The sequence below is a fragment of the Actinoallomurus soli genome (assembly GCF_024055715.1).
GTDB lineage: Bacteria > Actinomycetota > Actinomycetes > Streptosporangiales > Streptosporangiaceae > Actinoallomurus > Actinoallomurus soli.
Genome location: NZ_JAMXMV010000003.1, coordinates 226,031 through 240,461, shown reverse-complemented (window position 1 = coordinate 240,461; position 14,431 = coordinate 226,031). Strand labels below are relative to the sequence as shown.

Sequence of the window (14,431 nt, the reverse complement as noted above, 5' to 3'; positions counted from 1 at the left end):
GGCGAGGACGATGTCGGAACTGCAAGGGGAGATGTTCGGCGGCGCGCTGAAGGGCGACGCGCCGGTCGATGACGCGTCCGATTACTCCGCGGAGGAGATCCGGGACATCGCGCTGGCGATGCAGCCGTCCGCCGTCTCCAAGTCGGGGCAGGCGTGGCTCGACTTCCAGAAGGCACTGCTCCGCGGGCCCAAGGGCGACAGCGTCGACCTGCTGGACTTCATCCAGAAGATAGGCGCCGACCTCCACGGCGCCTGGGCCGGGCCGAAGAGCGGCGCGCCGGAGGCGCAGCAGCAGCTGGCGATGCTGTACCAGAGCATCCAGGCTCTGTCCGACGCGGCCGCGGGTCTCGGATACAGCGTCCAGGGCCACGCCGACAACCACATCAAGCCGTTCCAGGCGTACTTCCAGAAGGACGGCGACAAGCCGAGCGCGTTCTACAACGACGCCGGGGACGCGACGTTCAAGAAGGCCGGCACGGTGCTGCTGGCCGATGACAAGCCGGGTGGCGACGGCAAGTTCAAGTACTACAACCAGGACGGCTGGAACTTCTCGGCGACCGACAGCCAGGCGGACGCGCAGACCCGCGCCACCATCGACACGGTCGCCCGGAACAAGCTCAACGAGCACATCCAGAACGTCAAGTCGACGTACGACGCGCTGCCGGGCTGGCTGACCCTCACCCTGCCGCCGGGCACCCTGCCACCGGACAAGACCACGAGCTTCGACAAACCCGGTGACAAGACCACCCCGGATCCGACGCAGAAGCCGAGCAGCCACCCGAAGGTCCCCTACGACCCGACGGCGACCGGTCCGTCGGGTTACAACGGGAGCCCGTCGTCGTACTCGACGCCGAACTTCAGCACCTCGCCGAACGCGCATTCCGGCAGCGGCGGCAATACCTCGCTGCTCGGCGGCGGGTCCCACGGCAGCGGTTCGACGAACCTGTCCGGGCTGCCCACGGGCACGAACCCGAACCTTCCGCCGACCAGCAACCCGTATCCCCCGGGCGGCAACCCGTCGACGAACCCGTCATTTCCCAGCGGCAACCCGACGGGTACGCCGCCGACCAACCTGCCCGTCGGGCTTCCGACGCCCACCGGCGATCTGCCGAACACCAAGCTGCCGAAGGGCTCCGACTACAAGATCCCCTCGAGCGACTACAAGCTGCCCTCCGAGAAGGCCGGCGGGTTCTCGGAGAAGTCGCCGTTCGGCGGTGTCGGTTCCAAGGGCGTCATCGGGAGCGGGGAAGGGCCCGTGACGTACGGGAACGGCGGCCGGATGCAGAACGCCGGCCTCACCTCGGAGGCCGCCACCGCCGCTCGCGCGGAACAGGCGGCCGCGATGGAGGGCGCGACGGCGGCGCGCGCCGGCAACATGATGCCGTACCCGATGGGCGCCGCCGGTGGAGCGGCTCCGCATCAGCAGGGCGAGCATCAGCGCCAGGCGTGGATGAACGAGGACGAGGACACCTGGGTGGGCAACGCAGGTGATTCGCCCATCGGAGGCGACGGAGTCATACGTTCCGTATGACCCGGCCGTACCTTTCGGTGGGGCTGACCGGGGTGGGCGACCCGACGCGGGTCGCCCGCCGTATCGCGTTCACAGGGTGATCATTTGCGTGCGATGAGGAAGCTTCTGGCCGGCGCCGCGGTCATCGGAGCCCTGGGCATGTTCCCGTCTCCCGTGCAGGCGCTTCCTCGTGCCGCCGTGCCCACTCCCCGATCCGACGAGTGGTGGTTCTCGCCCTGGTCCATCCCGACGAAGGTGTGGCCGATCAGCCAGGGCCAGGGAGTCACCGTCGCCGTCCTGGACACGGGGGTGAACGGCGACATGCCCGAGATCGCGGGCGCGCTGGTGCCCGGTTCGGACATGACGGGTCACGGCACGGACGGCCATACCGACCTCGGTAAGACCGGTCACGGAACGGGCATGTCGATCCTCATCGCCGGCCAGGGCGGCGGAACCACCCATCTGGTGGGCGTCGCGCCGGCGGCCCGGATCCTGCCGGTGGTCGTGAGCGATGACTCCGCCTCGACCTCCGATTTCGAGCAGGCACTGGCGCGGGGGATCCGGTTCGCGACCGACCACGGCGCCAAGGTGATCAACATCTCCCAGGGGGACGACGCCGGAGTCGCGTGTCCCACCCCGGTGCTCGACGCGGTCTCCTACGCGGTCGCGCACGACGTGGTTCTCGTGGCGGGTGCCGGGAACGACGGCGACAAGACCAACCCGGTCATGTACCCCGCCTCGTGTCCCGGAGTCCTCTCCGTCGGGGCCACGGACGACTACTCGCGGCCGTGGAAGAGCACGGAGTCGAACCGCTACGTGTCGGTGGCGGCGCCCGGTGTCGACATCCCGACGGCGGGCAAGAGCGAGGACTACTCCTACGCGCACTCCGCCGGTACCAGCATCGCGACCGCGCTCGTGTCCGGGGCGGCCGCGCTCGTACGGTCGGCGAACCCGTCGATGCCGGCGCGGGAGGTCGTCCGCCGTCTCATCGGCACGGCCCTGGACGTGAGCACACCCGGCAGGGACGACCAGACCGGGTACGGCATCGTCCGGATCAACCGGGCGATGCAACCCGCCGCGTTCCCCGTGCCGGCCGGCTCGCCGAATCCTCCGTACGAGCGCTTCGACCAGTGGAAGCACCCGCAGAGCACGCCCACCCGCGCGCCCGTGGGTGCGGCGCCCGCCAAGAAGTCGGGCAAGGGCATCAGCACGAACTGGATCCTGCTGCTGGCGCTCCTGGGCCTCGTCGTGCTGGCCGTCATCGGCATGCTGATCGGCCGGGCGCGAGGGGCGCAGAAGTCCGGAGACGGTCGTCCGGACTTCCTCGGGCGCCGGGGAGGACCGGGTGTTCCTCCCCACGAGCCCCCGGCCCGCGAACGGGAATTCACCATGCCGGACCCGGCCGCCCACGAGCCGCCCGGGCGAGGGCCCTCCGTGCCGCCGATGGCCTCCGGCGGCGCGCCGCCGGACGGGTTCGACGGGAGGACGCGGCCGACCTTCTACCCGCCGGCCGACGACGGGAGGGGCGATCCGCCCGCGCGGTGACCCTCCGATCGGTGGAGCCGGGCGGCCGGCGCCGCGGTCGTACGGCCGGGCGAACGCATTACGATCGTGCCGTCGCTCCGCGTCAGGTTGAAACCGAACCCCTGTTGGGCGAAGCTTTCTACGCTGTGCCGTAAGGAGTATGCAAGGAGCACGGGACGTGGTCGATGTGACAGCCCGCGAGACGCGGTTACTGCGACAAGGCCGCGTCTACATCGGCTGGCGCTATGCCCAGGTGCACGGCGATCCGGGACCACCCCCGAAGCGCCCGACACCGCCCGAGGCCGAAGAGGTGGACGCGGAGTCACTGGCCGCCCACCGGCGCGAGGCGCAGCTCTTCAACCGCCCGTTGCGGATCGTCGCCGGCGCCACCGGCGTAGGGGCGGCACTGTTCATCGCCGCGGGCCTGACCGGGGCGCTGCTCTGGGCGTTCGCCGCCGCGGGGCTGGTGGCGTGCGCCTTCGTGGCGCTCATCACCGGGTACGCCATCTGGCAGAGCGAGAAGTTCCTGCGCGCGCGGGCGGCCGCGGAGATGGAGCGTTTCGAACGCCGTCAGGAGGACCGCCGCCGTCGGCTGGAGGTCGCCCACGCCGAGCATGCCCGCGCGTACCGCGACTGGCAGAAGCGCCGGGAGGCGTTCGAGTCCCAGCACGAGTGGTACGCCGTGACGCTGCCGGCGGGCCTGGATCGGGTGGACGTCGTCGGCGGCACCCTGTCCGGGTGGTCGGCCACCATCACCATGATGGGCGCGGCCCGGCTGGCCGCCGGATCTCAGGTCACCGTCCTCGACCTGTCGGAGGGCGCGGTCGCCAGGGAGCTGATCGAGCTCGGCAACGACCAGGGCGAGCGGCCCCAGGTCTGGGTACTGCCCGGTGACCTGCCGCAGCTCGACCTCACCCACGGGCTGGAGGCCGACCAGCTGGCCGACGTGCTGTCCCTGGTGGTCAGCGTGAGCGAGGAGCAGGGCAGCGCCCGCGACCTGTCCTTCGACAACGCGATCCTCGAGCGGGTCCTCGGCGTGTTCGGCGGCCGGGCGTCGATTCCCCGGATCACCGCCGCGCTGCGCGCGCTCGCGCAGGTCGGCGATCCCCGCGACGACCTGCGCGCGGGCCTGCTCACCGACGACGAGCTCGCCAAGATCACGACGATGTTCGGCCGGGGCGCCGCCGACCGGGTGGTCATCGAGCGGGCCTGGGCGCTGGAGTCCCAGCTGCGCAAGCTCGACAAGCTCGGCTCCAGCCCGACGCTGCTGCCGCCGAGCCGGCTGCGCGTGATCGCCACGGATCGGCGCGCCGGGGTCCTGACCAACCGGGTCCTCGGCACGTACGTCACCGCCGCGCTGACCCACGTGCTGCGCGGGTCGCCGCAGGGCAAGCCGTGGGAGCACACGTTGCTGGTGTGCGGCGCGGAGAAGCTGCGCGGCGACGTCCTCGACCGGCTGATCGACGCCTGCGAGGCCACCTCGACCGGCCTGGTGCTGATGTACCGGTCGCTCCCGGCGCACGTGAAGGAGCGGCTCGGGCGCGGCCACGCCGCGGTCGGCTTCATGCGGCTCGGCAACGCGGAGGACGCCAGGGTCGCGGCCGAGCACATCGGCGTCGAGCACACGCTGGAGGTCGCCGAGCTGACCGAGAAGGTCGGGGACACCGTCGGTATCCAGGACGACGGCGCGTACGTCAGCACGGTGGGCCCCGCCGCGCCGTTGCCGGTCTTCAACGGCCACGAGCCCACCGACGCCGCGCTGCCCGACGGGATCGGCCGGGCGACCTCGTGGGGACAGGGCACCTCCCTCGCCGCCGAGGCGGGGAAGGGCTCACGGGAGTTCGCCGTCGAACCGCGTGAGCTCCAGCAGCTGGCGCCCACTGCGATGATCTTCACGCACGCGGACAGCTCGGGACGCCGCATCCTCCTCGTCGACGCCAATCCGGGCATCATGACGCTGCCCACGGCGAACATCCAGGAGTTCGAGGAGGCCACCGACCCGTCCCGTGCGCGCCACGCCAAACCCGACCTGCCGCAGGACACCCCCCGCCCTGCGCCCAACCTCGGGCCGCCGCCGGAGCGCCTGGACTTCCGCAAGAAGAAACGCTGACCGGCGGGGTCGCTCCGCCGGTCAGCGTCGAATTTGGCTGAATTCTGCCTTAACGGTACGTTCACCGCACCGGAACGTCGCTTGTACGGAGGCCGCCGTGCGCGGTGTCCGCGCAGGTCATCGCCCTTTGAAGCGAGCCGGCCGGGCACGGTGCCCGGGTTTGACGAAACCCGTGACCGAGAGAGCATCCTTCAGGCAGGAGCATCGGTGTCTGGAGGTTCGGTGCCGAGGTGATCCCCGGTTCGTGGCGCGGGCGGTCGGTCGTTTGGGAGGTCGGGGGGACATGGCGGCGTTCGACCAGGACGTCATCGCGGACTATCGGGAACGCTTGAAAGAACTGCAGCGGTTGCAGCACGACATCCGTGACCTGACCGCGACCGCGCGGACCCGCGACGGCGGCGTCGCGGTCGAGGTCGGCGCGCACGGCGAACTACGCGACATCCGGTTCGACGCACGGGCGCTGCAGCGGATGAACGCCCAGCAGCTGGGCCGTACGGTCATGACCCTGGTCGCCGAGGCGACGCAGGAGGCGACCGGCCGGGCGAGGGAGATGACCGCGGCGTTCCTGCCGGAGGAACTGGCCGCCCGGCTCCGCGACGGCGAGGACGACCTGATGGCGTTCATGCCGGACGCTCCGCGGCCCCCCGACCTCACCCAGGAGTGAGCGTGACCGCGGGTTACACGGCCACCCCGCACACGTGGATCGCCTCGGGCCGCGGCGTCGGCGCGGCGGCGGACTCCCTCGCGCAGGCCGTCGACGTCCTGTGCGGTGCGCTCGGCGCGCTGGGAGACTGCTGGGGCGACGACGACATCGGACGCGATTTCTTCAACGGGGACGACAAGACGGCGGGTTTCCGCGCGTCGCGCGACGCGCTGCTGGTGGAGCTCGCGGACATGGTGAACCTCCTCCGGGCCACCGGCGGCACGCTGATCCTGGCGGGCCACCGGTATCGGCTCGCCGAAGAGGCCGCCACCCTCGGCTCGGAGCTGCCGGAGGGCGCCGACGAGGGGGCGATCGCGGCGAAGCGGCCGTACCGGCTGCCGCCGGTGGCCGGTGGCCTCGTGGAGTCCGATCCGCCGCCGCACGGTCGCGAGCACATCCTGCGCATCCTGCAGACGCTCGTCGCAGGGTGCCAGTGGCCGGACGGCAACGTCATCTCCCTGGCGGCGATGCGGGACGCGTTGTACGAGGCGGCGCGATCGGTGGAGGCGGTGGCCGACGAGGTCGGCGGCCACGCCCGCAACGTCAGCGCCAACAACGGCGGGCAGGCGGCCGAGAAGTTCGCCTCGTTCGCGGCGGCGCTGCAGGGCGACGGCGAGCGAGGCGGCCTGCTCTGGCTCGCGGCCGCCTGCAAGCGGCTGGGCGACGCGGTCGACTTCCTGATCCGGCAGAAGAAGGCCGCGCGCGTGCAGTTCGATCGGTCGCTGGAATTCCTCGCGGCGACGTGGGCGATCGCCGGGGCCATCTCGTGGCTCACCGACGGGGCTTCGATCGGAACCGCGACCGCGATCACCGAGGCTCAGGGCTCTCTCCTGGCGGCGTTCCTGCGGACCGTCGCCAAGCTCGTGCTCCAGGGCATGTGGTACGCCGGCGGCCTCGACCTCATCGGCCAGAAGGCCCGGATCGACGAGGGAGTGCAGGACGGCTTCCACACCGGCGAGTTCCTCAAGGCGCTGGGGGAAGGGGGCACCGCCGCCGGCGTGATGGGCCTGGCCGGCACGGCGGTCGCCGCGCGCAGCAACGAGCTCACCCGCGCCATGGCCGACCTGATGAGCGCCGCGGGGGTCAAGGGCGCCGCGTCCCGCATCCTGTTCGCCGGCACGACGGGAACGATGGGCAACGTCGTGGCGCAGTTCGCGTTCGAGAACGGCCACGTGGATCTCGCCCAGGCCGCCGGATTCGGCTTCGGCATGGCCGGCATCGGCGCTGCCGGAGACGCGGGAAGGCACTTCGCCGACAGGTTCTCATCGCCCGGCCATCCCGCCGGAGCCCCCGGGGACTTCGGGCCCGGGGACTCCGGCGCCGGGCCACAGGGCCCGACGATCCCCGACTCCCGAGAGCATCACGCCTTCTACAAGAACGGCATCGGTTGCGAGGTCGTCGCGCGCGACGGCGTGCCGGTGTCCGGTACGACCGGCGACGGCGGCGGGCCCACCGGCCACCCCGGCGGCGCGGGCGCGACCCAGGCCGGGAGCGGCCCGTCCTACGACGGGGGCGGGGCCTACAGCGGTGGTCAGACGGTCGGCGCGGACCGCACCGGCGGCGGCACGTCCCACGGGGGTGGCCCGTCCTACGACGGTGATCCGTCGTACGGCGATGGCTCGGCCCACGACGGTGGAACGTCCTACGGGGACGGGCGGACCAGGGGAGAGGTCGTCGTCCGTGACGCGGGTACGGTCGCGCCGGCCGGCGCCACGGGCCACGTCGATCTCGCCGGCATGGGCGGCCGAGAGGCCGGCGCCGGTCTGCCGGCCCGTGTCACCGAGCCCGGCCTTCCGGCCCCCGTGACCGGCGGCGGACATCCCGTGGAGCCGATCGTCCCCTCTGCGCCCGCGCCGGGCGCGGGACCCGTCCTCTTCGTCACGCCGGGGAACGGGGGCGTCGGCACCGGAGAGGTTCCCGGCCCCGCCGGCGAGATCGCCAGGCTCCCGGCCGGCCCCTCCGCCCCGGCTCCGGTCGTTCCGCCCGGCCCCTCCGCCCCGGTCCCGGTCGTTCCGCCCGGCCCGTCGGCCACGTCGCCGGTCCTTCCTCCGAGCCCCTCCGCCCCGGCCCCGGTCCTTTCGCCCGGCCCGTCGGCCACGTCTTCGTCGCCTGCCCCCGGCCCGTCGGCCACCGCGCCGGTGCCTCGGCCGGGGACGGACGACACGTCGGCCGGTGAAGCACCTCGGGGACCTGCCGTCGCGCCACCGACCGGAACGACGACGAAAGCACTCACAGAGCCGGCCGAGAGGACGGCGGCAGAGGCCCGCCCGGCCGTCGAACCCGGCACCGAGGGCGGAGGCGGTCGACCCATCCCGCCGTCCGGAGCATCGCGCGGCGCGCCGGCCGGGCCGTCGTCCGGCTCCGACCGGCGCGGAGTGTCCCGGATCCAGCGGCTGCTGAACTTCTCTCCCGAGGAAGCGCACCAGCCCGCACCGGAGACGCCGCCGGACCGTACGGAGCACCCGGACGAGACGGGCGTCCCCGCGAACCGTCAGGATCCGGCCGGAGACCCCGCCGCCGCACCCGCGGCGACGCCTGAGCCGCCCGCACCTCCGACGGAGACGGGTGGCGACGGGCCGGCCGTGGAGCCGCGGCCCGAGATCCGTCCGCCTCGGTACACCGACTACGGCGCGCTCGGAGACGCGACCGCGGTCCAGGGCGTCAGCCTGCCCGCCGACCCCCGAGAGGTCGCGCGGCGGTGGGCCCAGACCCTTCCCGACTACCTCCCGCCACGGGTTCGCGCCGACATCGAGACACGGGTCCGCGACCATCTGAGCGACCCCGACGTCGACCGGTGGACCGACCTGCTGCAGAACGGCATCGCGTTCGAGTCGCGCGGGCATGTCGTGTGGCTCAAGCCGAAGCTCGACACGTTCACGCACGTCGAGACACCCGCAGGGGCACGGCAGTACGCGGTGTCCTTCGGCGGCACCGGCGCGGGGAGCAGGGAGACCGTACGCGGGCAGCGCGGCAACTCCGGCGGAGTCGTCGAGTTCCTCGACAACTCCGATGGGCTGGAGCGCGTGAGCCTGCCGGGGCCGGGCGTGAGCAAGGTCTCGGGCCGGTCGCACACCTCCACGGCCGAGGTCATGGCCGGTCACAAGGCGGTGGCGTTCAAGCACGACTTCTTCACGTCCACCGTGAATTACGAAGTCCACGTGAACGGGAGCGAGGCGGGGATCGGCGCCGTCGTCGACGGCCTCTCCCTGACCGTTCCCTTCCCCGAGCAGTTCCACCGTGAGGGAGCCACCGGCGCCGGTGGGGACCGGCCGCCGACGCCCCGCCACCTGGTGACGTCGGACCGGGCGCCCGGGGTCCGCAAGCACGAGGTCCGCGTGAACGCCGTCCAGCCCGACCGGCTGGTGACGGAGTTCCAACGCCGCGCGTTGCAGGCGGGCATGTCGCCCAAGCAGGTCGCGGAGGTCGTCAACCGCAATCTCACCGGCCACATCGGTCAGCAGATCCTGCTGAACCGCAGCCGTGACCTGCTCAACGGCGAACTGGTCACCCCGGACGCCACCATCACGTCGCGCGTCCTTCGCCTCGAGCACCTGCCCGACAGCGACACACCGATCCGCGAGGCCGTCCTACGCGACGACCAGGGCCTGCTGACCACGACGAACGACTCTCGGCAGTTCGGCCACAAGTGGAACGTCATGTTCGGGATGAAGCTCGGCGTCGACAACCCGGCGGCGAAATTCTTCGCGCGGATCGGCGGCAACTACCAGGGCGGCAAGAACCACGTCCTCTCGTACTCGCACACGACCCTGCCGAAGATCACCCTGGTGCGGAAGGCCGAGATCGCCCGCTACCACGCGATCGTGCGGTTGGAGGTCCAGACCCGCTTCGGCGACTTCCCCGTCGACATCCCCATGGAGCTGGCCGTACGCGCGTCCGAAGCTCCACAGTTCGAGCGGGACCTCCTCGGAGACGTCAGGACGGAGGGTCTCGCCCGTCCGGCTTCGGCCGCTCCCGCCGGAGAGCCGGGCCCCGGCGGTCACACCCCCGACCCGAACCCCGCGGTCCACAGCCCCGACCCGGACTCCGGCGGGCGTGCTCCCGAGCAGGGCTCCGCCGCGCCCGTCCCCGAGCCGGCCCTCGCCGAGCACAACGCCGATTCAGGCCCCGCCGGGCACCACCCCGAGCCGGGTTCCTCTCCTGTCGTGCCGGTTGGTCCGGAGCATTCGCCGCCGGTGGCGCCGCACGAGCCGCACCCCGCGGAGCCGGTGCATCTCGCGGCGGGGCGCGGGGCCGGACTGGGCAAGCTGACCGGTCTGCCGGGATCCGAGCGGGTCGTCACCGAACTCCGCGAGGCGATCGACACGGCGCTGCCGAGCCTGTCGGAGCCGGTACGGCGGCAGCTCGCGCGGGACCTCGAGGCGCGATTCGGCCGCTCGGCCATGGAGGGCGTCTCGCTCGCCGACCTGCTGCACGGTCAGTCCCACGACATCACGATCGGCCGGCACCGGATCGAGATCTCGCACCGGGCCGAACTGGGCGGACGACGGTCCGTCGAAGAGTTCGACATGACGGTGAACGACCGGAAGGTCGCGGGGTCGGGAACGTCCGCCGGGCAGAACAGGTCGTCGGGCGGCGGTGTGGAGGTCGCCGGCAACGTCCGCTTCCAGGTGGGGAGGTTCGGGGTCGACGCTCCGAAGGTCTCTCTGCACGGCGGCCGCAGCCGGTCGAAGACCGTGAGCTTCATGGGCGGCACCACGGAGTACCGCCGGACCGAGACCGACGGGCCCGTCACGCAGATCACCAAGGAGCTGCGGCACGAGGTCGGACTGCGGGTGTACGACGGCGGGAAGCGGCTCGCCGACCGGTCGTGGACGATCCACGGAGACGACGTCTCCGCCCAAGCCGTGGTGCCGCGGGAGCACGCCCCGGCGGCCAGGGCGACACCGCAGGAGATCGCCAAGGCCGGCCGGGTCCACCGGGTGGACGCCCTCCCCGAGGACCGGATCGACTTCGCCGGCCAGACCACCGGCGTCTTCCCCGGCTTCGCGGCGGCGCACGATCTGCCGTTCGAGGTCGCGCGGATCGAGGCGGAGGCGAACGGCCGGCCGGCGCCGACCGATCTCCTGGGGATTCCCACGGAGATCCTGGACGCCACCCGGCCGTCGTCGCTGGAGGCGCACCTCGCCGAGCTGACGTCCCGGGACGGGTGGCGCGTCCACCTGACCCAGCCGGACGGCACGACACGGGCCGTGACCCTCCGGGCGAGTTTCGGCCGGCCGGAGCACGCCGTCGCCCGAACCGGCATCGAGATCGAGCACTACCGGGCCGCCAACACCCGGATGAGGGCCGGGACGAGCACGGACATCCGGGCCGAAGGCGAGTTGAAGGCGGGGTTCCGCAGCAAGATCAAGACGGCCGGAACGGAGTACAAGGGCGTCGGCGAGGCCGGCGGGATGGCGGAGGTGGACCGCCGGACGGGCGCGAGCGAGTACACCGGCGCGAGCGACGTCATCCGGGGCACCTACAGCAGCGCCGGGCTGACCCACTCCTTCGGCGGCTCGGACCTGTACCTGTCGGTCACGCCGGACGCGCCGGCCGGGCGGCCCGCGCCGACCACTCACCTGCGTGTGCACGGTGGCGCGGACTTCATGATGCCGGACCGGATCGCCCGCGATCATCACCTGGCCGCACCGCCGGACGTCCACGTCCATGAGACCGAGGGTGAGCCGGCCACCGGCACCCCGCAGCCCGAGACCCCGCAGCCCGAGACCCCGCAGCCCGAGACCCCGCAACCCGAGACCCCGCAGCTCGAGACCCCGCAGCTCGAGACCCCGCAACCCGTCACCCCGCAGCCGGTGAGTGAGCCGCGGACGTACCGGCCCGACCTCGCCATCACCTCCGCGCACGTCGAGCGCTTCGACGGCCGGGACGTGCTGCCGACGGTCGAGGACGTGCTGGAGACCCGGGGGCTCCTGCCCGAGGGTGACGACGTGGCGAGGGAACTGCTCCGGACGGCGTTCGGCGAGCAGGCCCTGGCGGCGAACATGCCGTCCCTGCGCAGGGGCGTCGTCCAGTGGTATCCGGTCGAGTCGGCCTACGGCTTCACCCGGCACGTCGGCGTCCGCGTCCGCGCGGTGCTGGAAGGCGGGACGCACACGGCCGAACGCCCGGACGTCAGTCACATGGCCCGCAATCAGGGGCTCAGCGGATCCGAGGCGGGCCGGGAGCGCGGCTTCGGACGCGGCTGGAAGGGGCTCGTACGGGGTGTCGCGGAGGGCATCGGCGGCGGGCACGGTCACGGGAAGGGCGGCACCGGCGGAGGTCAGTTCGGCGGCGGGCGGATCCACCGGTCCGAGACCGGGCACAGCGACGGAGTCGGCAGGAAGGACATCGACCGGCGGCAGACGCGGGAGGGTTCGCAGGAGTTCACGCACGGTCTCCGGTTCGAGATCGAGGTCGTCGAGTCGAAGGAGCCGCCGTACGGCCTCGAACAGGGCATCAGCGCCATCCGCCGCGGTGCGGACGCGCTGGCGCGGCTGACCGGCAACGAGGCCGCCGCGCGGTACTTCGACCGTCACCTCTCGGCGGAGACGGAGACCGCCACGGCCCGGGGCAGCGTCCGGCTGGTGGTTCCGCACCACCTCACCACGGTCGCCGGCGAGGGCGCCCACGCCCCGGGGTGGGAGCCGGTCGCCGGGCGGTTCGCGCGGTGGGCGGACCACACGCCGCCCACTGCGGCCAATCGTGCTCTCGGCGACATGGTGGGCCGCATCTCCTTCCCGGGCGCCGAGGTCGTGCACCACTACGCGCCGATCGCCGCGCTGCCGCCGGAACGCCGCGGCCCGATCCCCGCACAGACCGAACGGCCCACCGGGTTCGAGTTGAGCCGGCCGCAGGGCATGACCCTGTGGCGGCAGACCGACCCGGCGACGCTGATGTCGAAGATCACCTCGCTGCTCGACCACACGTACGAGGTGGCCGGCCTGCGGCCGGGGGAGCACGTCACCGTGGGCATGAACGTCGTCGCGCTGAAGGAGGACGCCCAGGCGCTGCTCAAGCGGCGGGAGTACACCCAGACCGCGACCAACCAGCGGGACGGCGCGTCGACGGCGACGGACTCGAGCCTGCGGGGGGCCGGGTCGGCCGGCTCACCCGGAGGCCATGGCGTGATGGTCTCGCACGGCCGGGGCACGGGGTCGGGCGTCGCGCGGGAGGCGGACGGTTCGCACATCCGTGAGCGCAACATCGAGGTCACCGACCAGAACGTCATGTACTCCGCGGACGTCGTCCTGGTATTCCACCGGGACGGTGCCCCGGACCTGCTCGTCGACGTCTCGGACGCCCTGCACATCCGGCTCACCGAGGACGACGCCGCCGAACTCGGCCGCCGCCACCCCGGGCTGATCCGCCGCCCCGCGGGCATCGAGAACCCACCGGCACCCGGGACCGGCGACCCCCTGGCGTCCCCGGGGAACCAGGAGCCGGAGCCGGTGAACCGCCCCGACGCGGGATGATCCGACACCCCCCGAAGTGATCATTGACGGCGTTCCGGCAGCGGGCCTAGATTCTCGTACCGACTGGTCGGTATGCACCGAGGGAGGCCCGTTCCGTGCCCACTGTCGAGACCGTTCGCGGCACCGTCGACGTCTCCGTGCTGGGGCGGACGTTGATGCACGAGCACGTCTTCGTCCTGTCCACCGAGTACGCCCAGAACTACGGTGCCGGGGCGTGGTGGGACGAGGAGGAACGCGTCACCGACGCGGTGGCCAAGCTCCGCGCCATCGTGGCCAAGGGGATCACCACGATCGTCGACCCGACGGTGTGGGGCCTCGGCCGTTACGTCCCGCGCATCCAGCGGATCGCCGAGCAGGTGCCGGACCTGAACATCATCGTCGCGACCGGGCTCTACTCCTACGACGCGCTGCCCTTCCAGTACGAGAACCGGGGGCCGGGGCTGCTGGTCGATGTGCCGGAGCCGATGGTCGAGGACTTCACCCGCGACATCGTCGAGGGCATCGGGGACACCGGCGTCAAAGCGGCGTTCCTCAAATGCGCGATCGAGGCCAAGGGCCTCACGCCGGGCGTCGAGCGGATCGCCCGCGCCGTCGCGCGCACCCACTGCGAGACGGGCGCGCCGATCACCGTGCACACCTCAGCCCCGGCCCAGACGGGCCGGCAGGCTCTGGCCCTGTTCCGCGAGGAGGGGGTCGACCTGTCCAAGGTGGTCATCGGGCACGCAGGGGACAGCAACGACCTCGACTACCTCATGGAACTGGCCGATACCGGGGCGATCCTCGGGATGGACCGGTTCGGGCTGGACATTTACAACCCCACGCCGGACCGCGTCCGTACGATCGCGGCCCTGTGCGAGCGCGGCTACGCCGACCGCATGGTGCTCAGCCACGACGCGAGCTGCTTCATCGACTGGCTGGGCGGCAATCAGGACCAGATACGGTCCGCCGCGATGCCCAACTGGAACTACGAGCACATCAGCGATGACGTGCTGCCCGCGCTGCGCGAGCTGGGCGTCTCCGAGGCGCAGCTCGACCAGATGCTCGTCGGCAACCCGCGGCGCTACTTCACGGTGGCTGGCATGGCGGGCGCGGCCCTGTAATCCTTCCGG

At 72.3% G+C, this 14,431-nt stretch carries 6 protein-coding genes; all 6 read left to right on the top strand.

Translation table 11 applies throughout. The features are described from left to right. Positions 1-10 precede the first annotated feature (10 nt). The 6 genes from NDW01_RS10285 (at position 11) to NDW01_RS10260 (ending at position 14,422) form a co-directional block, all read left to right on the top strand. A complete protein-coding gene (locus tag NDW01_RS10285) occupies positions 11-1,531 on the top strand; it encodes a hypothetical protein (protein ID WP_252819213.1) in 1,521 nt (506 codons plus the stop codon). A 93-nt stretch (positions 1,532-1,624) separates the two neighbouring features. Beyond that, positions 1,625-3,055: a S8 family serine peptidase gene (locus NDW01_RS10280; RefSeq protein ID WP_252819211.1), complete on the top strand. Its 1,431-nt coding sequence runs from the start codon at positions 1,625-1,627 to the stop codon at positions 3,053-3,055. Between the two features lie 157 nt (positions 3,056-3,212). Next, positions 3,213-5,144 (top strand): hypothetical protein, encoded by a 1,932-nt coding sequence (locus NDW01_RS10275; protein WP_252819209.1) that lies wholly within the window; start codon positions 3,213-3,215, stop codon positions 5,142-5,144. A gap of 283 nt (positions 5,145-5,427) precedes the next feature. After that, positions 5,428-5,808, top strand: a complete 381-nt coding sequence (locus tag NDW01_RS10270; RefSeq protein WP_252819207.1) for a YbaB/EbfC family nucleoid-associated protein — start codon at positions 5,428-5,430, stop codon at positions 5,806-5,808. A gap of 2 nt (positions 5,809-5,810) precedes the next feature. Beyond that, positions 5,811-13,322, top strand: coding sequence for a WXG100-like domain-containing protein (locus tag NDW01_RS10265; protein WP_252819204.1), 7,512 nt, complete (start codon positions 5,811-5,813; stop codon positions 13,320-13,322). Between the two features lie 95 nt (positions 13,323-13,417). Continuing rightward, entirely contained in the window at positions 13,418-14,422 is a 1,005-nt protein-coding gene (locus NDW01_RS10260) for a phosphotriesterase family protein (RefSeq protein ID WP_252819202.1), read from the top strand. Positions 14,423-14,431: the final 9 nt, after the last annotated feature.

Excerpts from the sequence above, each read along its gene's own strand:
- NDW01_RS10270 (WP_252819207.1), top strand. The coding sequence starts at position 5,428 with ATGGCGGCGTTCGACCAGGACGTCATCGCGGACTATCGGGAACGCTTG.
- NDW01_RS10280 (WP_252819211.1), top strand. The coding sequence starts at position 1,625 with ATGAGGAAGCTTCTGGCCGGCGCCGCGGTCATCGGAGCCCTGGGCATG.
- NDW01_RS10285 (WP_252819213.1), top strand. The coding sequence starts at position 11 with ATGTCGGAACTGCAAGGGGAGATGTTCGGCGGCGCGCTGAAGGGCGAC.